The organism is Pseudonocardia zijingensis (assembly GCF_042657305.1).
Taxonomy (GTDB): domain Bacteria; phylum Actinomycetota; class Actinomycetes; order Mycobacteriales; family Pseudonocardiaceae; genus Pseudonocardia; species Pseudonocardia zijingensis.
Genome location: NZ_JBHSKO010000023.1, coordinates 121,060 through 142,038, shown reverse-complemented (window position 1 = coordinate 142,038; position 20,979 = coordinate 121,060). Strand labels below are relative to the sequence as shown.

At 74.4% G+C, this 20,979-nt stretch carries 19 protein-coding genes; 8 read left to right on the top strand and 11 right to left on the bottom strand.

Going from position 1 to position 20,979, the window contains the following annotated elements; genetic code table 11:
• On the top strand, positions 1-754 hold a 754-nt coding region (locus tag ACFPL3_RS32720), incomplete at its 5' end, for an NAD(P)-dependent malic enzyme (RefSeq protein ID WP_379590035.1).
• A 28-nt stretch (positions 755-782) separates the two neighbouring features.
• Here ACFPL3_RS32720 and ACFPL3_RS32715 read toward each other — a convergent pair.
• Positions 783-1,667 carry an aldo/keto reductase gene (locus ACFPL3_RS32715; RefSeq protein WP_343943071.1) on the bottom strand — a complete coding sequence of 295 codons (885 nt, stop codon included), beginning with the start codon at positions 1,665-1,667 and terminating at the stop codon, positions 783-785.
• Positions 1,668-1,742: 75 nt separating this feature from the next.
• On the opposite strand from ACFPL3_RS32715, the gene ACFPL3_RS32710 reads away from it, so the two are divergent.
• On the top strand, positions 1,743-2,285 hold the full coding sequence (locus ACFPL3_RS32710) for a TetR/AcrR family transcriptional regulator (protein WP_343943070.1): 543 nt from the start codon (positions 1,743-1,745) through the stop codon (positions 2,283-2,285).
• Between the two features lie 4 nt (positions 2,286-2,289).
• Here the strand turns inward: ACFPL3_RS32710 and ACFPL3_RS32705 are convergent, their stop codons facing one another.
• Positions 2,290-3,222, bottom strand: coding sequence for a LysR family transcriptional regulator (locus tag ACFPL3_RS32705; RefSeq protein ID WP_343943069.1), 933 nt, complete (start codon positions 3,220-3,222; stop codon positions 2,290-2,292).
• 120 nt (positions 3,223-3,342) lie between these two features.
• Here ACFPL3_RS32705 and dnaE point away from each other — a divergent pair, with 120 nt between their 5' ends.
• Positions 3,343-6,852 (top strand): DNA polymerase III subunit alpha, encoded by a 3,510-nt coding sequence (gene dnaE / locus ACFPL3_RS32700; RefSeq protein ID WP_343943068.1) that lies wholly within the window; start codon positions 3,343-3,345, stop codon positions 6,850-6,852.
• Between the two features lies 1 nt (position 6,853).
• Positions 6,854-7,495, top strand: a complete 642-nt coding sequence (gene pdxT / locus ACFPL3_RS32695; RefSeq protein WP_379590041.1) for a pyridoxal 5'-phosphate synthase glutaminase subunit PdxT — start codon at positions 6,854-6,856, stop codon at positions 7,493-7,495.
• Between the two features lie 59 nt (positions 7,496-7,554).
• On the opposite strand, the gene ACFPL3_RS32690 is transcribed toward pdxT, so the two are convergent.
• On the bottom strand, positions 7,555-8,559 hold the full coding sequence (locus tag ACFPL3_RS32690) for a hypothetical protein (protein WP_343943066.1): 1,005 nt from the start codon (positions 8,557-8,559) through the stop codon (positions 7,555-7,557).
• Between the two features lie 218 nt (positions 8,560-8,777).
• Between ACFPL3_RS32690 and ACFPL3_RS32685 the strand changes: the two genes are divergently transcribed.
• On the top strand, positions 8,778-9,530 hold the full coding sequence (locus tag ACFPL3_RS32685) for a YebC/PmpR family DNA-binding transcriptional regulator (protein ID WP_343943065.1): 753 nt from the start codon (positions 8,778-8,780) through the stop codon (positions 9,528-9,530).
• Positions 9,531-9,605: 75 nt separating this feature from the next.
• On the opposite strand, the gene ACFPL3_RS32680 is transcribed toward ACFPL3_RS32685, so the two are convergent.
• Complete coding sequence (locus ACFPL3_RS32680) at positions 9,606-10,049, bottom strand: nucleotide exchange factor GrpE (RefSeq protein ID WP_343943064.1); 444 nt, start codon at positions 10,047-10,049, stop codon at positions 9,606-9,608.
• A 29-nt stretch (positions 10,050-10,078) separates the two neighbouring features.
• Between ACFPL3_RS32680 and ACFPL3_RS32675 the strand changes: the two genes are divergently transcribed.
• The 3 genes from ACFPL3_RS32675 (at position 10,079) to ACFPL3_RS32665 (ending at position 14,431) form a co-directional block, all read left to right on the top strand.
• A complete protein-coding gene (locus ACFPL3_RS32675; RefSeq protein ID WP_343943063.1) occupies positions 10,079-11,761 on the top strand; it encodes an Hsp70 family protein in 1,683 nt (560 codons plus the stop codon).
• Positions 11,754-13,769 carry a hypothetical protein gene (locus ACFPL3_RS32670; protein WP_379590030.1) on the top strand — a complete coding sequence of 672 codons (2,016 nt, stop codon included), beginning with the start codon at positions 11,754-11,756 and terminating at the stop codon, positions 13,767-13,769. The genes ACFPL3_RS32675 and ACFPL3_RS32670 overlap by 8 nt, the downstream gene beginning before the upstream one ends.
• A gap of 95 nt (positions 13,770-13,864) precedes the next feature.
• Positions 13,865-14,431, top strand: a complete 567-nt coding sequence (locus ACFPL3_RS32665; RefSeq protein ID WP_343946013.1) for a TerD family protein — start codon at positions 13,865-13,867, stop codon at positions 14,429-14,431.
• Between the two features lie 76 nt (positions 14,432-14,507).
• Here ACFPL3_RS32665 and ACFPL3_RS32660 read toward each other — a convergent pair whose 3' ends face one another.
• The 7 genes from ACFPL3_RS32660 to ACFPL3_RS32630 all read right to left on the bottom strand — a co-directional run bounded on the left by ACFPL3_RS32660 (position 14,508) and on the right by ACFPL3_RS32630 (position 20,823).
• A complete protein-coding gene (locus tag ACFPL3_RS32660; protein ID WP_343946012.1) occupies positions 14,508-14,963 on the bottom strand; it encodes a tellurite resistance TerB family protein in 456 nt (151 codons plus the stop codon).
• Positions 14,964-14,993: 30 nt separating this feature from the next.
• Positions 14,994-15,824 (bottom strand): HAD family hydrolase, encoded by an 831-nt coding sequence (locus tag ACFPL3_RS32655; protein ID WP_343946011.1) that lies wholly within the window; start codon positions 15,822-15,824, stop codon positions 14,994-14,996.
• Positions 15,821-16,945 (bottom strand): cysteine protease StiP family protein, encoded by a 1,125-nt coding sequence (locus ACFPL3_RS32650; RefSeq protein WP_343946015.1) that lies wholly within the window; start codon positions 16,943-16,945, stop codon positions 15,821-15,823. The genes ACFPL3_RS32655 and ACFPL3_RS32650 overlap by 4 nt, the downstream gene beginning before the upstream one ends.
• Before the next feature lie 14 nt (positions 16,946-16,959).
• On the bottom strand, positions 16,960-18,306 hold the full coding sequence (locus ACFPL3_RS32645) for a phosphoribosyltransferase family protein (RefSeq protein WP_379590027.1): 1,347 nt from the start codon (positions 18,304-18,306) through the stop codon (positions 16,960-16,962).
• Positions 18,303-19,481, bottom strand: a complete 1,179-nt coding sequence (locus ACFPL3_RS32640) for an HpcH/HpaI aldolase/citrate lyase family protein (RefSeq protein ID WP_343946649.1) — start codon at positions 19,479-19,481, stop codon at positions 18,303-18,305. The genes ACFPL3_RS32645 and ACFPL3_RS32640 overlap by 4 nt, the downstream gene beginning before the upstream one ends.
• An 83-nt stretch (positions 19,482-19,564) precedes the next feature.
• The gene (locus tag ACFPL3_RS32635; RefSeq protein ID WP_343946648.1) at positions 19,565-20,239 is read right to left on the bottom strand and encodes a TerD family protein; all 675 of its coding nucleotides are present in this window, start codon (positions 20,237-20,239) and stop codon (positions 19,565-19,567) included.
• Between the two features lie 8 nt (positions 20,240-20,247).
• Complete coding sequence (locus tag ACFPL3_RS32630; RefSeq protein ID WP_343946647.1) at positions 20,248-20,823, bottom strand: TerD family protein; 576 nt, start codon at positions 20,821-20,823, stop codon at positions 20,248-20,250.
• Positions 20,824-20,979 lie beyond the last annotated feature (156 nt).

The following is a 20,979-nucleotide window of genomic DNA, read 5'->3' as shown; positions in this document are numbered from 1 at the left end:
GCGCTGCTTCGAGATCGAGGCCCGGCTGCGCGAGATGCTCGACATCCCCGTGTTCCACGACGACCAGCACGGCACCGCCGTCGTGGTGCTGGGTGCGCTGCGCAACGCGCTGCGCGTGGTCGGCAAGGACATCGCCGCCTGCAAGGTGGTGGTGTGCGGTGTCGGCGCGGCCGGGTCGGCGATCATCCGCCTGCTGCAGTCCAACGGCGGGCCCGGCGACGTGGTGGCCGTGGACATCGAGGGGATCGTCCACCGCGGCCGCGCGGGGCTCGACGACAACCTGCGCTGGATCGCCGAGCACACCAACGCCGAGGGCGCCACCGGGACGCTGGCCGACGCGCTGGTCGGGGCGGACGTGTTCATCGGGGTGTCGGCGCCCAACCTGTTCGGTGAGCGGGAGCTGCAGACGATGGCCTCCGACGCCATCGTCTTCGCGCTGGCCAACCCCGACCCCGAGATCGACCCCGCGGTCGCCACCGCGCACGCCGCGGTCGTGGCCACCGGCCGGTCGGACTACCCGAACCAGATCAACAACGTGCTCGCGTTCCCCGGCGTGTTCCGCGGGCTGCTCGACGCCCAGGCCCGTGACATCACCGACGCGATGCTGATCGCGGCCTCGCACGCCATCGCCGACGTCGTCTCCGAGCCGAACCCGTCGTTCATCGTGCCGAGCGTGTTCGACGCGTCCGTCGCCCCCGCCGTCGCCGAGGCCGTTCGGGAGGCCACGCGGCAGAAGGACGTCGCACCCGTCTGAGCGCGGCGCCGGGCGGCCCGGGGGCGGATCACGCCCCGGCGCCGGCGAGAGTGTGCAGGGCGTCGTCGTCGAGGATGACGTCGCCCGCCGCGACGTTCTCCTCGAGGTGCGCGACGCTGCGCGTGCCGGGTATGAGCAGCGTCTGCGGCGAGGAGGCGAGCACCCACGCCAGCCCGACCTGGGCCGGGGTGTGGCGCATCCGCGCCGCGACCTGTCGCACCTGCGGCAGGTCGACGACCTTCGGCAGCTCGGGCACCCCCGAGCCGAGCGGGAAGTACGGCACCCAGGCGATGGCGTGCTCGCGGCAGAGCTCGAGCACGGGCTCGGCGGAGCGGTCGACGAGGCTGTAGCCGTTCTGCACGCAGGCGACACCGGCCGGGAGCGCGCGGCGCAACCGGCCCGCGTCGACGTGGCTGAGGCCGAACCCGCCGATCAGCCCGGCGTCGCGCAGGGCGACGAGCTCGGCGAGCTGATGGTCGAGGTCCACCCGCTGGTCGTCGGCGACGCCCGGGGTCGTGGCCATCGGGTAGAAGTTGACCACGTCGAGCCGGTCCAGACCGAGGGTCCGCAGGTTCGCCTCCACCTCGGCGCGCATCTCGGCCGGGGTCTGCGCCGGTCGCAGCCCCCAGGCGCCGGTCGGATCGCTCGTGGCGCCGATCTTGCTGACCAGGACCAGGTGCTCGGGGTAGGGGTGCAGCGCGGCGCGGATGCGGCGGTTGACGAGGCCCGCCGCGTAGAAGTCGGCGGTGTCGATGTGGTTCACGCCGAGCTCGACGGCCCGGCGCAGCACCGTGGTGGCGGCCTCGTCGGAACCGTGCTCGAGCTGCATCGCGCCGTACCCGACGCGCGCGACGGGGTGGCCGTCGAGGGAGGCGATGCCGCCCGGGCAGGGGCTGCGGTCGGTGGTGGTCACGGGGCTCCCTGGTATGTTGGCATTAAACGGAGGTGCCTCCGGAACCTAGCACGATCCACAGGACGGGAGCGGCGCATGCGAGCGGACGCCCGGCGCAACCGGGAGCGCCTCCTCGAGGTGGCTCGGGTCGCCTGCACGAGCGGCAGGCCCCTCGTGCTCGAGGACGTTGCGCGCGCGGCCGGGGTCGGGATCGGCACGCTCTACCGGCATTTCCCCACGCGCGAGGCGCTGGTCGAGGCGGTCTTCGGCGCCGAGCGCGCCGAGCTCTGCGCGCGCGCCGAGCAGCTGCTCGCCGGCCACGAGCCCGTCGTGGCGCTGCGCGCGTGGATGGACTGCTACGCCGACTTCGTGGCGACCAAGCGCGGTATGGCCGAGACCCTCAAGGTGATCATCACCGGCGACGACGGCGCCACCGCCCGCGCACGGGAGGGACTTCACGCGGCCGTCGGGGGGCTGCTCGCCGCAGGCGTCCGCACGGGCGAGCTGCGGGCCGGCGTACTCCCCGAGGACCTCGTGGCCGCACTGGTGGGCGTGCTGCTGGCCACCGACGATCCCGAGCAGGTCGGGCGGCTGTTCGACCTGCTCGTCGCCGGGCTGCGCGCCCCGGCGGCGGGGTGAGCCCTCACCCGGCGTAGAGGTGCTGCTCCGCGAGCGGGAGCCAGCACCGGGCGCGGCTCGGCTGCCGGTAGCCGGCCTGCAGGTGCGCGACGAACGCCGGGAGGTGCGGGTGGCGGTTGTCGTGCCGCCAGATCACGGAATGGGCGTAGACGGGTACCGGCGGTGCCACCGGGATCCGCACCAGGTCGGGGTGCCACGGCACGCGCACGCCCTCGCCGGCGAAGGTGGCCGTGTCCGGTGAGCAGGCGACCTCGTCCAGGAGGTGGTCGAACCCGAAGTTCGGCCCGCGGGTCTCGATGCGCAGGGCGAAGGCGTCGGCGAGGTCGGCGAACCAGGCCGTCCACTCCGTGCCGGGGGTGTTGCCGGGCATCCACGCCGTGACCCCGGCCAGGTCGGCCATGGTCACCTGCCGCCTGCCCGCCAGCGGGTGTGCGGCGCCCACGAGGACGTGCAGCGGGTCGAGGCAGACCGGCGTGTGCGCCAGCGCCGGGTCGAGCGGCCCGAGCACCCGGACGAACGCCGCGTCGACGGAGCCGTGCAGCACCGCGGGCGCCGCGGTCCGCAGGCCGTCGGAGGTGAGGATCTCCACGGGGGTGCCGGTGGCCTCGTGGAACCGCCGGACCAGCTCGGTGGGCGCGAGGCGGGTGCCGAGCACGTCCACCCGCAGCGCCCTGCGGCGCGACCGCACCGCGTCGACGGCCTGGTCCGCCGTGGCGAGCAGCGCCCGGGCCGCCAGCAGGAACGCCGCCCCGTCGTCGGTGGGCTCGGCCCCGCCGGGCGTGCGCCGCAGCAGCGTGGCCCCGAGGTCGGACTCGAGCTTCGCGATCCGCTTGGAGACGGCCTGCTGGGACACGCCGAGCTCGTCGGCGGCCTCGCCGAAGCGGCGGCAGGCGGCCACGGCGACGAACGCGCGCACCGCGGCGAGGTCGAGCTCCACGATCACCTCTCCTGACAACTGACGGTTGTGGCGTTTGGCGTGTCCGCTGTTGGACCGCAGGCCCTCGGGCCGGCTGGAATGCCGCTCGACAGACCGCCGGGCCACCACCGAGGAGCGTACGTGGACTCGTTCGCCCACCTGCACGTCCACACCGAGTACTCGATGCTCGACGGCGCCGCGAAGATCGCGGCGCTGGTCGCGGAGGCCGAGCGCCTCGGCATGCCCGCGGTGGCCATGACCGACCACGGCAACCTGTTCGGCGCCGACGAGTTCCACCGGATCGCCGGGCGCAGCGGCGTCAAGCCGATCATCGGGATCGAGGCCTACGTGGCGCCGGCGAGCCGCTTCCACCGCAAGCCGGTGTTCTGGGGGCAGGTCCACCAGCGCGGCGACGACGTCTCCGGCGCGGGCGCCTACACGCACCTGACCCTGCTCGCGCAGGACGCGACCGGCCTGCGCAACCTGTTCCGGCTCTCGTCGCTGGCCAGCATCGAGGGTCACTACCGCAAGCCGCGGATGGACCACGAGCTCCTGGCGCGGCACGCGACCGGCGTCATCGCCACCACCGGGTGCCCGTCGGGCGAGGTGCAGACGCGGCTGCGGCTCGGCCAACGGGCGGAGGCGTTGCAGGCGGCGTCGGACCTGAAGGACCTGTTCGGCGCGGGCAACCTCTACCTGGAGCTGATGGACCACGGCCTGGCGGTCGAGCGGTCGGTGCGCGAGGGCCTCCTGGAGATCGGGAGGTCGCTCGGGCTGCCCCCGCTGGCCACGAACGACGCGCACTACGTCACGCGCGACCAGGCGGCGATGCACGCGGCGCTGCTGTGCGTGCAGTCCGGCAAGACCCTCACCGACCCGACGCGGTTCCGGTTCGACGGCGACGGCTACCACCTCGCGTCCCCGGCCGAGATGCGCGCCCGCTGGGACGGCGAGGTGCCCGGCGCGGCGGACAACACCCTGGAGGTGGCCGAGCGGATCGGGTCCTACGCGCAGGTCTGGGAGCACCGCGACCGGATGCCGGTGTTCGACGTGCCGGACGGGCACGACGCGGCGTCCTGGCTGCGCCACACGGTGGCCGAGGGGCTGCGCCGGCGCCTCCCCGGCGGTGTCCCCGACGCCTACCGCGAGCGCGCCGACTTCGAGATCGACGTGATCGTGCAGAAGGGCTTCCCCGGCTACTTCCTCATCACGGCCGACCTCATGGCACACGCCCGCGACGTCGGGATCCGGGTGGGCCCCGGCCGCGGGTCGGCGGCCGGATCGCTCGTGGCGTACGCGCTGGGCATCACCAATCTCGACCCGATCGAGCACGGCCTGCTGTTCGAGCGCTTCCTCAACCCCGAGCGCGTCTCGATGCCCGACATCGACATGGACTTCGACGACCGCCGCCGCGGCGAGATGGTCCGCTACGCCTCCGAGAAGTACGGGGCCGACCGGGTCGCACAGGTCATCACGTTCGGCACGATCAAGACGAAGGCCGCGATCAAGGACGCCGCCCGCGTCCACCTCGGGCAGGCCGGCTTCGCGGTGGCCGACCGGATCTCCAAGGCCCTGCCGCCGCCGGTGGCGGCGAAGGACATCCCGCTCGCCGGGATCGTCGACCCCGCCCACGAGCGCTACCCGGAGGCGGCCGAGGTGCGCGCCCTCGTCGAGCGCGACGAGACCGTCGCCGCGATCGTCGGCACCGCGCGCGGGCTCGAGGGCCTCGTGCGCGGCGCGGGCGTCCACGCGTGCGCGGTGATCATGTCGGCCGCCCCGCTGATCGACACCGTGCCGCTGTGGCGGCGCGAGGACGGCGCCCTGATCACGGGCTGGGACTACCCGTCCTGCGAGGCGATCGGCCTGCTGAAGATGGACTTCCTCGGCCTGCGCAACCTCACGGTGATCGGCGACGCGATCGACAACGTCCGGGCCAACCGCGGCGTCGACGTCGACCTGGAGAACCTCCCGCTCGACGACCCGGACACGTACGCGCTGCTCGCGCGCGGCGACAGCCTCGGCGTCTTCCAGCTCGACGGCGCCGCGATGCGGGAGCTGCTGCGGCGCATGCGCCCCACCGGGTTCGGCGACATCATCGCCGTCAACGCGCTGTACCGGCCCGGGCCGATGGCCATGAACACGCACAACAACCACGCCGACCGCAAGAACGGCCGCCAGCAGGTCGAGCCGATCCACCCCGAGCTCGCCGAGCCGCTGCGCGACATCCTCGCCGAGACCCACGGCCTGGTCGTCTACCAGGAACAGATCATGCAGATCGCGCAGCGCGTGGCGGGCTACTCGATGGGCCGCGCCGACGTCCTGCGCCGGGCGATGGGCAAGAAGAAGAAGGAAGTGCTCGAAGAGGAGTTCGACGGCTTCCGCGCCGGCATGCGCGCCCAAGGGTTCTCCGACGAGGCCGTGCGGGCGCTGTGGGACACGATCCTCCCGTTCGCCGGGTACGCGTTCAACAAGTCGCACGCCGCGGGTTACGCGCTGGTCGGCTACTGGACGGCCTACCTCAAGGCCCACCACCCCGTGGAGTACATGGCGGCCCTGCTGACCTCGGTGGGCAACGACAAGGACAAGTCGGCCGTCTACCTCGCCGAGTGCCGCAAGCTGGGCATCCGCGTGCTGGTGCCCGACGTGAACTCCTCCGCCCGCCGCTTCGCCGCCGTCGGCGACGACATCCGGTTCGGGCTGGAGGCCGTGCGCAACGTCGGCGGCGCCGTCGTCGAGTCGATCCTGCGCACGCGCGAGGCGGGCCCGTACCGGTCGTTCGCCGACTTCCTGGAGCGCGCCGAGCTCGCGGTCTGCCACAAGCGTGCGCTGGAGTCCCTGGCCAAGGCCGGGGCGTTCGAGTCCCTCGGCGCCACCCGCCGGGCCGTCGTCGAGGTCCACGAGGCCGCCGTGGACGCCATCGTGCCGCTCAAGCGGCGCGCCGCCGCGGGCCAGTTCGACCTCTTCGGCGCCGAACCCGCCCCGGCTGACTGCGCCTCCCCGCTGGCCCACCTGCCGCTCGTCGCCACCGAGTACCCGCGCGCCGAACTGCTCGCCCACGAGCGCGAGATGCTCGGCCTCTACGTCACCGCGCACCCCCTGGACGGCGCCGAGCACCTGCTGCGCCGCCACGCCGGGCGCCCCCTCGCCGCCCTGCTCGCCGACCCGCCGAAGGACGGGGACGTGGCGTTGGCCGGGCTGATCACCGCCGTCGACCGGTGCGTCGACAAGCGGGGCGCCCCGTGGGCGATCTGCACCCTCGAGGACCTCGACGCGAGCCTGGAGGTCCTGTTCTTCGCGCGCACGTACGCGGCGTTCGGCGAGCGGCTCGTCCCCGACACCGCCGTGGCCGTCACCGGGCGGGTCAGCAGGCGCGACGACCGGACGTCGGTGGTGGGCGAGATCCTGACCGTGCTCGACCTGGCCGCCACCGGCCCCGAACCGTTCGTCCTGACGTGCCTGCCCCACCGGTTCGACGCCGACGCCGCCGACGAACTGCGGCGCACCCTCCTCGCGCACCCCGGCGACGTCCCCGTGCGGGTCCGGGTGGGCGATCGCCTGTTCGCGCTCGACCAGCACCCGGTGGCGGCCGGCGCCGCGCTCGTGGCGGAGCTCAAAGCCGTTCCGGGGATCGCCGTCGCCGCCGCGACGTAGGCTGGAGGGCGTGGATGCGGTGATCGGCGTGCTCGCCCTGCAGGGAGACGTGCGCGAGCACGCGGCGGCCCTGGAGGCCTGCGGCGACGTGCGCGCGGTCGCGGTGCGCCGCCCGTCCGAGCTCGACGCCGTGGACGCCCTCGTGATCCCGGGCGGCGAGTCCACCACGATGAGCCGCCTGCTGCAGACGTTCGACCTGCTCGACCCGCTGCGCAAGCGCATCGTCGACGGCATGCCGGCCTACGGCTCGTGCGCCGGCATGATCCTGCTGGCGAGCGAGGTGCTCGACGGGCGCCCCGACCAGCAGCAGCTCGGCGGCCTGGACGTCGTGGTGCGGCGCAACGCCTTCGGCCGCCAGGTCGACTCGTTCGAGACCGACCTGGAGTTCGGCGGCCTCACCGGCGGACCGGTCCGCGCCGTGTTCATCCGGGCGCCCTGGGTGGAGGAGGTCGGCCCGGCCGTCGAGGTGCTCGCCACCGTGCCGCCCCGCACCCTCACCGGCGCCGACGCGGGCGCCGCCGCCGGCCGCGCGGTCGCTGTCCGCCAGGGCTCGGTGCTGGCCACGGCGTTCCACCCGGAGCTCACGGGCGACCTGCGCGTCCACGGCCTCTTCTGCGAGATGGTGAAGGCCGCGACCCGCTAGGGTCCGCGGCCCCGCGTGCCCCCGCGGCGCCCCCGCCCCGTAATGCCAGCAAGGTGGCTTTACTGGCGTAATGGGCCAGTAAGGCCACCTTGCTGGCGTTCGGAGGCGCGCGGCGTGGCCCACACCCGCGGTCGCGGGCTCGCCGCGGCCGCCTCGTAGGCCTTGCGGAGCTCCGCCAGGACCTCCCTGCTGTTCGCGCGCAGGCGCCGGGGGAGCGTGGGGAGCACGTTGACGCCCGCGGCGGCGAAGCGCGCCCGCTTCTCCTGCTCCCGCGCGTAGTCCTCCGGGGCGAGGTGCCAGGCGAAGGAGTTGATCTCCCAGGCCAGGCACACGTCGTCCCACCAGGCGTCGGCGATCCCGAGCAGGTTCCCGTCGGCGTCGTGGACGCGGGCGTTCCACCACGGCTCGGGCAGCCCGGAGCGCGCCCACAGCCTCTTGGCGTCCGCTTCCGCGGCGGAGAGCACACCGGCGCTGACGTCGAGGAGGACGCTCCGCGGGGTGGAGGACCCGCGCCGCCCGCCCTCGGTCAGCTCGGTGGACAGCTCCGACACCGTGCACAGGCCGCGTTGCACGGCGTCGGACACGAGTTCGGTGATGTCCCGGCGGGAACGAAGCCGTCGCACCGCGTCGCTGACGGCGCGCGCGGGCGGTGCGAGCGGGAAGCCGCCCCGGACGACGGGAGGGGGCAGGCGTTTCGTGCGCTCCACGTACATCAGCTCGGTGCTGCGGACCTGGCGGACGTGCGGCACGAGCATGTGGAGGGTCGCCGGCAGCTGTGGGCCGCGGCGGATGCCGTGCCGGTGGCAGGCGTGCAGGCCTGTGATCAGGCCCTCCGGCCCGCCGTGCAGCAGGGCGGCGGTGGCGAGCTGGTCGGGCGTGGGGTGGCCGGTGGCCATCAGCACGATCCCCGGCGCCAGCCGCTGCCAGGGGCCGCCGTCGCGACAACGCCGGTACACGGTGGTCTCCTCGACGCCGAGTTCGACGAGCGTGCGGGCGCGGATCACGCCGTCGAGGGCGGCGGCGAGCAGGTCGTCGGGGTCCGGGCTTCCGGCGCGTCTCCGCATACCCGGATCATGCGCCGGCGCGCCCCCGCGATGGGCGGGTTCGGCCGAACTCGGCCCCGCGGCCCCCGCCCCGTAATGCCAGCAAGGTGGCCATACTGGCGTATTGCGCCAGCAAAGCCACCTTGCTGGCGTCCGGCAACGAGGGCTGAGCCCCGGGGCCCCGGGAGGACCGCCGCCGGTACCATCGACGGGATCTGTGCACGGCGAAGGGACGAACGGTGAGCGGCCACTCCAAATGGGCTACCACGAAGCACAAGAAGGCCGTCATCGACGCCCGGCGCGGCAAGATGTTCGCAAAGCTGATCAAGAACATCGAGGTCGCCGCGCGCACCGGCGGCGGTGACCCCGACGGCAACCCCACGCTCTACGACGCCATCCAGAAGGCGAAGAAGAGCTCTGTGCCCAACGACAACATCGAGCGCGCGGTCAAGCGTGGCTCGGGCGCCGATGCCGGCGGCGCCGACTACCAGAACATCACGTACGAGGGTTACGGCCCGAACGGTGTCGCGGTGCTGATCGAGTGCCTCACCGACAACCGCAACCGGGCTGCCACCGAGGTGCGCCTCGCGATGACCCGCAACGGCGGCCAGATGGCCGACCCGGGTTCGGTCTCCTACCTGTTCACGCGCAAGGGCGTGGTGATCGTCCCGAAGAACGGGCTCACCGAGGACGACGTGCTGCTCGCCGTGCTCGACGCCGGTGCCGAGGAGGTCAACGACCTCGGCGAGAGCTTCGAGGTGGTCTGCGAGGCCACCGACCTCGTGGCGGTGCGCACCGCGCTGCAGGAGGCCGGCATCGAGTACGACTCGGCCGAGCCCACCTTCCTGCCGTCGATGTCGGTGCCGCTGGACGCCGAGGCGGCGAAGAAGGTGTTCCGGCTGATCGAGGCGCTCGAGGACTCCGACGAGGTCCAGAACGTCTACGCGAACTTCGATGTGTCCGACGAGGTGCTCGAGGAAGTCAACGCCTGATCGACGTTCGCGTACGCGCTGCGCCTGATTCCACGTGTCCGACGAGGTGATGGCCGAGGTCGGCTGACCCGGCCCCTACCCGGTGCGGTGGCGGTGCACCGCCACCCGCGCCGGTCGCACGGACCGGCCCTCGACCTCCAGGCCGGGTTCCAGGAGCGCGGCCACCGTGCGGTCGAGGGCCGCGTCGCCGGTGGTGACCACCTCCGCCGCCTCCATCATGGCGGCGCTGAACGGGTGACCGGGACGCGGTGAGACGAGGGTGCCGCCGCGGCCGGCGATGAGGCGCTCCAGCCCGGCGGCGAGCGCCTCGAAGGCGGCGCGGTCCTTGCGGGTGCGGGTGGTGGCGGCGCAGGTCAGGGCGTCGGAGCGCAGGGCGTGCAGCTCCACGAGCAGCGGGACGTCCGGGCCGGTGCGGGCGCCGCCGTCGGCCAGCCGCGCGACGGTGGCGGACTGGCGTGTGACGAGCCGTGTCAGGTCGTCCAGCTTGTCCGTGATGTCCTGGAGCGAGGCGTCGACCACCTGGGTGACGTTATCGCTACTCTGCGATCGTGGCCGTCCACGGGATCGATCTCGGCACCACGAACTCCGCCATCGCCCGGACCGGACCCGACGGGCAGCCCGAGGTGCTCACCGGCCTGTCCGGTGCGCCCACCACGCCGTCGGTGGTGCTGTTCGCCGGCCCGGACGAGCACGTCGTGGGGGAGGGGGCGCGGCGGGAGGCCCGGCTGGACCCGGAGCACGTCTGCGCGCTGGTGAAGCGCCGGATGGGCGACGCCGAGTGGCGGTTCGTGGCCCACGGCAGCGGGTGGTCGGCGCCCGCGGTGTCGTCGTTGATCCTCGAGAGCCTCGTGGCGGACGCCGGGTACGCCACCGGGCAGACGCCCACGGCCGCCGTGATCACGGTGCCCGCCTACTTCGGCGACGAGGAGCGGCGCGCCACCGTGCTCGCGGGCTCCTACGCGGGCCTGGACGTCGTGGACGTGCTGTCCGAGCCGATCGCGGCCGCGCTCGCGTACGGGTTCGGGCGCCTCGACGGCGCGGCGGTCGCGGCCACGGGGCCGGGGCACGAGACCGTGCTGGTCTACGACCTCGGCGGCGGCACGTTCGACGCCACCGTCATCGAGCTGGCGGACCGGCGGATCTCCGTGCTCGCGGTGGAGGGCGACCACCAGCTCGGCGGTGCCGACTGGGACGAGCGCGTGGCGCTGCACCTGTCGCGCCGCTTCTGCGCCGAGAACCCGGACGCCGAGGACCCGCTGGACGACTCGGCCGGGTCGCAGGCGCTCGTCCTCGCCGCGGAACGGGCCAAGCACCACCTCACCGACGCGGAGAGCACCGACGTGGTCGTCGCCCACGACGGGGCCCGCGCCACCGTGCGCCTCACCCGCGCCGAGCTGGAGGAGATGACGGCGCCGCTGCTGCGCCGCACCGTGGAGCTCACCCGCGCCTGCCTCGCCGAGGCGGCGCGCCGGGGGGTGCCCCGCGTCGACCGGGTGCTGCTGGTCGGCGGCGCGTCCCGGATGCCGGCGATCGCGGCCGTCCTGCGCGACGAGCTGGGGCTGGAGCCGCAGCTGCACGACCCCGATCTCGCCGTCGCCCGCGGTGCGGCGCTCCACGGGGAGAAGAAGGAGCTCGAGCGGATGGTCACCGCCGACCTGCGCACCCGCGGGCGGCTGCGCGACGGTGTGCCGCTCGACGAGGCCGCGGCCCCCGACCTTGACGACGCGTGCCGCCGGGTCGCCGACGCGTACGGCGTGCCGCTGGCGCAGGTGCGGCGCGCGGTGGAGATCCAGGTCGACACGGTGGTGTCGCGGGGGTTCGGGGTGCTCGCGATCAACGCGCTGGCCGGGCGGCTGGAGGCGTCGTGGCTCGTGCACCGCAACGACCGGCTCCCCATCCGCACCAGCCGTTCGTACGGCACGATGCGCGCCGACCAGGACGTCATCCAGGTCACCGTGGTCGAGCAGCAGGGGCAGGCGGAGTCGGCGCGCCCCGAGGACGTCAAGGTTCTCATCGCGGGCGAGATCACCGGCATCCCGCCCGGCTACGACGAGGGCAGCGAGGTGCGCGTGACCTTCGAGATGGGCTTCGACGGGGTCCTGCACGTCACCGCGTTCCACGTGGACGCCGGCCTCCCGCTGGAGCTCACCGCCACCACGGGGGCCACGCTCTCGCAGGCCGAGGTCGCGCGGGAGCGCGACCAGCTGGGGAGGCTGCGCCGCCGTGGGTGAGCTGCCGCCCTTCGACCCCAACGGCTACCGCAAGCGGGTGCTGGCCGCCGTGGAGAAGCGCGGCGAGCCGGAGGCGTCGGACCCGTTCGAGCTCTACGACCTGCCCCCGGACGACGACCTCGACGACGCCGCCGTGGCAGAGCGGGTCGAGCTGGTGTGGGGGGCGTGGCAGCGCCAGCGCGACCACCCGAAGTACCGCGTGCTGGTGGCGTTGCTCGTGGAGCAGCACGCGCGGCGCAGCGCCGAGCTGCTCGACCCCGGGCGCCGCCGGGGGGCCGCGGCCCGGGTGCGCGCGCAGCGCGAGCAGCGTGACGCCGCCCGGTTCGAGCTGCTCGACGCCGCGATCCGCCGGCTCGTGCAGCGCCACCGCGGCATCCCGGCCGACAAGGTCGAGGGGCTGCACGAGGTCGGTGCGATGGCCGGGCTGAGCCGCGCAGAGGTCGACGCGCGGTTGCGCCGCCACCGGCTGCTGCCCGCCGGGTCGCCGGGCGGGCCGCCGGGCATCGGGCCGGAGCGGCGCCGTCAGGTGCGCGCCCTGCTGGACGAGTTCGGCCGGCTCACCGGCGACCCGGCCCCGCCCACCCTGCTCGCGCTGCTGGGGGTCGGGCCGGACGCGTCCGCGGAGCAGGTGCGGGCGCTGGCGGCCGCGTGGCGGGCGCGGGCCCGGGAGCTGCCGCCGGAGCGCCTGCGCGCGGTGGTGGACGAGTTGCTCGTGCACGTCGCCGAGCTGGTCGAGCCGGGGCGCGAGGCCGTGGACGCCTACCTGGACGCGGTGGCCGCCGACGTCGCCGACCACCTGCGTCCACACGTGCGCGCCGCGGTGCTCGTGGAGGACCGGCTGGTGGCCGAGGACCGGCAGCACCTCGTGGGGGAGGCGCTGGAGCTCGGGCTGGACCGGTCCCGGGCGGCCGCGGTGGTCGCCGCGCTCGCGGAGGAGCTGGGTGCACAGGTGGAGGCAGCACCGCCCGCACCTGCTCCCTCTCGTCAGCCGCGGGCGTGGGAGGAGCCGCTCAAGGCGGCGCGGGCCGCGCTGCGAGCCGGCCGGCCCGCCGAGGCGCAGCGGCTGGTGCGGGCCGCGGAGCAGCAGGCGGGCACCGACGGGGTCACGCAGGTGCGGGCTGTCGCCGATGAGGTCACCGCCGTGCTCGACGGGGCCGCCGCGCGCTGGCGCGGAGCCGTGTCCGCCCGGGAGGCGCGGCGCTGGAGCGAGGCCGTCGAGCTGCTGGAGCAGTTGCAGGCGAGCGCCGCGGACGTGCCGGGCCCGCGCGGTGAGTCCGCCGCCGACCTGCTCGCGCAGGCGCGGGCCGCGCTGGAGCGGGCCGACCGGGCGGTGGCCGCCGCGGTGTCCGGACCGGCGGGCGAGCGGGCGCGTGCCCTGTCGGCGGTGCTGGCCGAGTGCCCCGGCCACCCCGGCGCCACCGCCGCGCTGGAGGCGATCCCGGTGGCCGCCCCGGCCTGGGTGAGCGCCGCCCGCGACGCCCGCGGCGACGTGCTCGTGCTGTGGGCGGCGTCCACCACCCCCGGCGTCGCCTACCGGGTGAGCCGCCGCGGCCCCGACGGCCGCTGGCAGGTGCTGGGGCGCACCGACACCACCTCGCTCGACGACGGCGGTGCCCCGGTGGGCGTCGAGGTGCCGGTGTACGCCGTGGCCGCGGTGCACGCGGGCCGTTCGTCCGCGGAGACCCGCTCCGACGGTGCGGGGCCTGTCGCCCCGGTGCCCGTCGCACCGATACCCGGGGGTCCGCTGCCGCCGCGGGACGTCCGCGCCGAGCGCACGGCGAGCGGGGCGGTGCGCGTGAGCTGGGTGGGGTCGGGCGCGGGGTCGGGCGGGGACGTCGAGTACCGGGTGCGCTGCCTGACCCCGGACGGGCGGTGGCGGGTGGTCGGCCGCACGCGGGCGCTGTCCGTGGAGGACGGCGGCGTGCCGGCGTCGGGAGCCCTGCCGGTGTACGCGGTGAGCGCCGCTGCGCACGGTGAGCGGTCCGCGGAGGTGCGCTCGGACGGCTGACTCCGGCCGGGGACCGTGGCGCGCGGCGCGCACCGGGCGACTCGGTACGGTTTGACCGGTTCCACGTCGACGAGGGGGTACGTGTGGGTATCAACATGACCAAGGGCCAGAAGGTGTCGCTCGCCAAGAGCGGGGGCGGCACCCTGACCCTGGTCCGGATGGGTCTCGGATGGGACGCGGTGAAGAAGCGCGGCCTGTTCGGCTCGAAGTCGCAGTCGATCGACCTGGACGCCTCGGCGCTGTTGTTCGACGGCACGGGCAACCTGGTCGACGCCGTGTGGTTCCGCCAGCTGCGCAGCCAGGACGGCGCCGTGCAGCACACCGGCGACAACCTCACCGGCGCGGGAGAGGGTGACGACGAGGCGATCCTGGTGGACCTCGACCGGTTGTCGCCGAGCACCACGCAGATCGTCTTCACGGTCAACTCGTTCACCGGCCAGGACTTCTCGCAGATCGAGAACGCCTTCTGCCGGCTGGTCGACGAGACCACCAACGAGGAGCTGGCCCGCTACCAGCTCACGGGATCGGGCCGGCACAACGCGCAGATCATGGCGAAGGTGAGCCGGGACGGCGCGGGGGCGTGGAGCATGACGGCCATCGGGGAGGTCGCCAGCGGCCGCACGTTCCAGGACCTGCTGCCGGCCACGAGCGCGCACCTCTGAGCCGCGCACCTCTGAGCACGGACGTCGACGGCCCCGGCGCGGTGGTGCGCCGGGGCCGTCGCGTGCCTGGGTATCCCTACAGGTCGAAGTCCGCGGGCGGGATGTTCACGGCGTTGCAGGCGTCGCGCACGGCGCGCTTCTCGTGCTCGTCGAAGAAGCCGTCGGCGCCGCCGATGATGATCCCGACCTGGATCACCGCCCGGGCGGCCTCCGGCTTGGCCTTGAGCTTCCCGATCGTCGCGATCGACTCCAGCTTGCCGAACTCGAAGTCCTTCTCCAGCTTCGAGGCGTAGAACTCGAAGTGCTGCTGCAGCTCGGAGGGCTCGAACACCGACAGCGCGTCGTTGCTGGAGATGAAGCGCACCATCCTGCTGCGCTCCTCGGCGGAGATCGTGCCGTCCGCCGCGGCGATCAGGGCGCACATCGCCATGCTCGCCTTCGCGAAGTCCTTGTTCTGGAACTTGCCGACCTGCACCTTCGTGTCGGCCGTCAGCCCCTGCAGCCGGGACTTGAGCTGGTCCCAGAGCGCCATGGGTGGGTCCTCTCCTTGATCATCAGAAGATCACAGACTGCCAGAAACGGACATCCGGGGCGCAGTCGCCCAGGCGTGCAGCCTGCGGAGGAGCTCGGCGCCCGCCGCGACCCCGGTGGCGGCGGTGACCGCGACGTGGGCACGGGTGAACCCGGTGGCGGCGAGCTCGCCGTGGGCGGGACGGATCGCGGCGTCGGCGGCCTCGAGCAGGTCGGCGTCGAGCAGCGAGTCGCCCGCGGCGAGCAGCGGCCCGCCGCCGCACCGGGCCACGACCTCCAGCGCCGCGGAGGACTTCGTGAGGCCCGCGGGCACGGCGTATACCTTGCGGCCCTGCAGCGACACCGCCCAGCCCCGCTGGGCGCACCACGCACCGAGCTCGTCCACCCAGCCGGCGGGCAGCGCCGCGCGGTCGACCACGGCGTAGGCGAACATCTCGCTCGCCTCCCGCAGGCTGAGCACGAACGGGCCGCTGCGGGCCCGCATGTGCGAGTGAACCTCGGCGAGTGGGGCGCCCGCTGCGAGCCTGCGGCGCACCGCGGCGTCCCACTCCGGGTCGGCGACCCCGTCGACGAGCAGGTGCCCGCCGTTGCTCGCGATCGCGTAGCGCGCGGGCGGCCCGGGCAGCCGCACCCGCGCGAGCTGCGCCGGGGTGCGGGTGGTGGTGGGCACCACCGTGGCCACGTCCTGCAGCTCCCGCAGGGTGGTCGCCGCCTCCTCGGTGACGAACGACTGCGGTGCACCCTTCAGGATCTCGACGCACAGCAGCCGCGGGGCCTCGTGGTCGGGCACGCGCAGGTCCAGCGCCGCGGCCGAGTAGATGGTGGTGCGGTCCAGGTCGAGGCAGACGACGGGGGCGCTCACGCGGGCACCGCCGCCCAGCCGGCGGCGCCGTCTGCGCCGCGGGTGAACCGCGGGTGGATCAGGCCGATGCAGTTGTAGGGCAGGCCGGGCACCTCCTCGACCGGCACGTCCCGGCGGCGCGCGAGCAGCCGGACGTGCGCGAGGTCCGCCGCGGGCGCGTCCGGTCGCACCAGCACCCGCCACGGCACCCGCCGCAGCAGGACGCGGGTGGTCTCGCCGACGCCCGGTTTGACGAGGTGGGCGTCGCCGACGCCGTAGCGCTCGACGATCCGGTCCACGGCCGCGCGGCCCGCGAAGTCGGCCGTGCGGTCGGCGGGCGGCGCGGTGGCGGTGACGTCCGCGAACCGAGCGTTGACGGCGTCGAGGAAGTCGTGCGAGACGTCGGCCGGCGCGAGCTCGCGGTAGAACTTCGCGCCGTGGTACTGGCCCGGTGCGAGCAGCCGCGGGTTGAGCACGGTGCGCGAGACCAGCCCGGACACCGTGGAGTTGAGGCAGGCGGAGGCGATCAGCCAGTCGGCGCGGGTGCCGAAGGTGGTGGCGCAGCGGCCCGGGTCGGCGAGCACCGCGAGGCCGGGGTGGAACCGCACGCCGGTGTCGCGCTCGTGCTCGGCCAGCGCGCCCGCGAGCTCACGGGCGATCGTGCCCTTCCCGGTCCACCCGTCGACGAAGACGACGCGCGCCGGGTCGTGGTGGGCGGCGAGGTGGCGCAGCGCCTGCCGGTCGATGCCGCGCCCGCGCACGATGGACACGGCGTAGTGCGGCAGGTCGAGCCCGTGGGCGTGGGCGGCCCAGCGGCGCAGCAGGACCCCGACCGGGGTGCCCGCCCTGGCCAGCGACACGAGCACGACGTCGCGGCCCCGCTCGGCGAGCACCAGCTCCGCGACGGTGGCCACGGCCTGCGCGATGCGCGACGCGCCCGCGGCCAGCGCGTCCCGGTAGAGCCGCAGGTACTCCGCGTCGGGCTGGTACTCCTGCGGCAGCGACTCGGAGTAATGCGCCCCGCCCTGCTGCACGGCCTCCTCCCGCTCCTCGGTGGGCGCCTCCAGCGCCACGCCGGACAGGTCGGTGAGCAGCCACGCGACCTCGTCGGGGGCATAGCTGCCGAAGGCGGGTCCGCGCAGCGGGTCCGGCGTGTTCAGGGGGTCACCACCAGGGTCGTGCGGTCGGTGTGCGGGGCGAGCGCCGGGAGCAGCCCGCTGTGCAGCGCGGGCGTGTCGGCGGGCGGGTCGACCACGACGAGCACGTGGTGCCAGTGCGCGGCGCCGACGTTGTAGGCGTGGCGCGGCCCCGGCCCGTCGGCGGGGTCGTCGTGGGCGGGGAAGGTGATCCCGCTGGTGAGGGCGTACCCCGGCTCGTCGACGACGACGGCGGGGGAGCGGGTGGTGGTGGAGAACGCCACGTCGTGCCCGGCGTCGGCGAGGGTCTGGGCCAGCCGCAGCGGCAGCTGCATCAGCTCCTCGGTGCCCAGCACCAGCGTCCGGTGGCCGGGGCGCAGGCCCGCCGCGCCGGCGACGCCGGCCGCGAGCGCGGGCAGCGTGGCCGCGAGGGCGCGGTGCTCGGCCGCCCCGAAGCCGTGGCGGGCACCGTCCGGCAGCCCGGCCAGCCAGCCCAGCTCACCCAGCGCCACCCGACCCGTGCGTGGATACGAGTGCTCCGGCACCCGTATCCGCTCACGACCCCGGCCGTCGAGCTCGGCGCGGATGGTGGCCGCGCGGTCGGCGACGTCCGGGGGCAGGTCGACGGCCCCGCGCGCGAGCGCCACCACGTCCAGCCGCGCGCCGAGCGCGGCCACCCCGGCGGCGAGCTCCCCGCCGGGCGGCCGGACGTCGACGAGCGCCGCCACGACGTAGCGCTCCCGCGGTGCGGCGCGGTGCAGCGCGGTGATGGTGTTGAGGGCGGTGCGGCCGGTGGACAGCTCGTCGTCGACGAGCACGAGCGGGCGCCCGCCGCGCAGCAGGCCGGCGTCGCGGGGCAGGAGCAGGTGGTCGGTGGCGTGCGAGTGCTCCTCGGTGAAGCCGCCGGCCAGGGCGAACCCGGGCACCGATCGCCGGGTGGAGTGCAGGACGTCGGCGCCGCCCAGGCCCTCGGCGACGCAGTGGCCCAGCGCCGTGGCGGTCTCGGCGAAGCCGAGCACCAGCGCGTCGGGCGGTTCCCCGATCGCGTCCAGCGCGGCCCGGTGCAGCGCGGCGGCCGCGGCCCGGTCACCGCCCACCGCGGCGTGCAGCAGCGGCACCGGCAGCTCCCGCGCGGGGCGGTCGGCGAGCACGTCGGCCACGAGCCCGCCCAGCAGCAGGCCGGCCGCGCGCACCAGCCGCGGGTCGGTGGGCACGTGCTTGCCGAGCACGCGCGAGACGAGCAGCTGGGCGCGCCGCGGGTTGCGCCGCAGCGCGAGCCCGAGCAGCACCCGCGGGTCGGCGCCGGGCCCGGCCGGGTGCAGCCGCACCCCCAGCCGGTCGATGACGCCCGCTGCCAGGCCCGTCATCGGGGCAGGCTCGCGGCGAGCAGGTCGACGAACGACACCCCGTCGGCCGCCACCCCGAACACCCGGGCCCGCAGCATGGTGGCCCGCGCCCATGCGGTGTGCGGCCGCACCTCGTTCATCTTGTTGCGGTGCACCGACGCGAGGACGCCACCCGCCCGCCCCGAGCCGAGGACGTCCGCCGCGTCGCGGTGCTCCTCGTGGGAGACCACCGACAGCGCGTTGACGACGGCTACGTGGCTGGGGTGGATGGTGGTCTTGCCGTGCAGCCCGTTGGCGCGGTCGAGCGTGACCTCGCGGATGAGCCCGTCGATCGCCCGGGAGACGAGGTGGCCGCGCAGGTCGGGTTCGTCGTGCTCGAGGAACGGCGACTGCCGCAGCTGCGGTTTGAAGATCCGCTCCGGGCCGCCCGCCTCCTGGCCGAAGTACTCCCAGACCGGGCCGGTGACCGTGAACCCGCTGCCGTCGGCCCGGCCGAGCACGTTGACGACGTCGGCGATCAGGTCGCTGACCACCTTGACGTCGTAGATGGACAGGTCGGGTGAGCGGCGCAGGCCGTAGAGCGCGCAGAGGTCGGTGGCGCCGAGCCGGACGGCGAGGATGCGGTGCCGGGCGCCGTGCAGCAGGTCGCGCAGCCGCGTGAGCTCCTCGACCCTGGTCTCGGCGTACAGCACCGCACCGGACTCGATCACCGGCATCAGTCGCAGCGGCGGCGCACCCCGGTCGGTTGCCGAGCCGCGCAGCGCGTCGGCCGCGTCGACCGCTGCGAGGTACCGCGCGCCGAGCGCCGCTGTGAACTTCGGCAGCACGAAGCCGTCGAGCAGGCCCGCCGCGGGCCCGAGGCGCGCCACCAGCGCCGGGATCTGCTCGGGTGCCCGCACCCGCACGAACAGCAGCGGCAGCTCCGAACCGGCCTGTTCCCACAGGTCGGCGAACGCCGACACGAGGTTGGCCTCGGCCTCGACGAGGTCCTCGTCGGCGATCGCGTCCTCCAGGCAGACGACGACCGAGGTGACCCCGGCCGCCGCCTGCTTGGTGACGTCGGCGGCGAGCGCGGGACGGCTCGCCGGCATGTACAAGGTGGCGCCGAGGGCCACCGAGAGCAGCTCGGGTGGGCTGTCGCGCCCGAACTGCTCCGGTGGTGCCTCGAACAGCGCGTCGGTGTCGGACGCGCTCAAGTACCCGAAGTGACGCACGGCGGAGCCCCCCTCGACTTCGCCACCCCCGTGTGGCACGACTGCGATCGGTGTGACGCGGGCGCCTACTTGCGCCCGCGCGCCCACTCCATTCCCCAGCCGTACGCCGCGTCGACGTCGGCCTGGCCGCCGCGGATGTAGCGCACCTCCCGGCGCACCACGAGCTCGCCGCCCTGGTTCTCCAGCATGGCGATGGCGCAGGTGGGCGAGCTGGGGTCCGGTTCGTCGAGCCGCACCTCGACCTCCGGCCCGCCCGCCGCGTGGAGCGTGACGACGCCATCGGCGCTGGCCCAGTTCGGCACACCCTCGTAGATGAAGGTGAACACGAGGATGCGGCGGATCTCGTCGATCCGGGCCAGGTCGATGACCATGTTCTCGCCGCCCGCGGCCGAGCCGGAGCGGTCGTCGCCGTCGAGCCGGATGATCGGGGCGCCGTGGTAGGGCGCCTGGAAGGCGTTGCCCAGCGCCTGGACAACACCCTTGCTGCCGTCGGAGAACTCCCACAGGCAGGCGAGGTCGAGGTCGACGGCGTTGCCCCGGCGCCTGCCGAACAGGCCGCGGCTCTGCTGCTCGCCGGTGCTCCACTGGAGGTTGACGCGCAGCTGCCCGCCAGTGGTGCCCCGCTTGGTGAGCGAGACGCTCGGCGCCGACTTGGTGAGCGTGACCTTGGAGAGCGAGACGCCGCCGCCGTCGCCCGCGGGCGGCTGCGCCTTCGGCCGTTTGGTGTAGTCGATCGCCACCGGGCGGGTCAGACGTTGACGCCGTAGTCGCGGGCGATGCCCGCGAGGCCGGAGGCGTAACCCTGGCCCACCGCGCGGAACTTCCAGTCCGGGCCGTTGCGGTACACCTCGCCGAACACCATCGCGGTCTCGGTGGAGGCGTCCTCGGACAGGTCGTAGCGCGCGATCTCCTTGTTGTCGCCTGCGTTGACGACCCGGATGAAGGCGTTGCGGACCTGGCCGAAGTTCTGCCCGCGCTCGTCGCCCTGGTAGATGCTCACCATGAAGACGATCTTGTCGGTGTCGCTGCTGAGCGCGGCCAGGTTGACCTTGATCTGCTCGTCGTCGCCCTCGCCCTCACCGGTGAGGTTGTCGCCGGTGTGCTCGATGGTGCCGTCGGGGCTGGTCCGGTTGTTGAAGAAGATGAAGTGCTGGTCGGAGAGGACCTTGCCGTCGGGGCCCGCGACGATCGCGGAGGCGTCCAGGTCGAACTCCGCTCCGGTGGTGGTGCGGACGTCCCACCCGAGGCCCACGACCACGTTCGTCAGACCGGGTGCCTCCTTGCTGAGGCTGACGTTTCCACCCTTGGTGAGGCTGACGCTCAACTACTGCTCCGCATCTGTCACGAGGGGCTCGAACCCCCCTTGTTCCGAGCTGGGCGCGGCAGAGCTTAACGGGATGAACCGGACTCTGTGCCACGCACGTCACATCGCCAACGACAGGCCCCGTCACTCGGTTCCCGGACGCGCGCGTCACCCGTC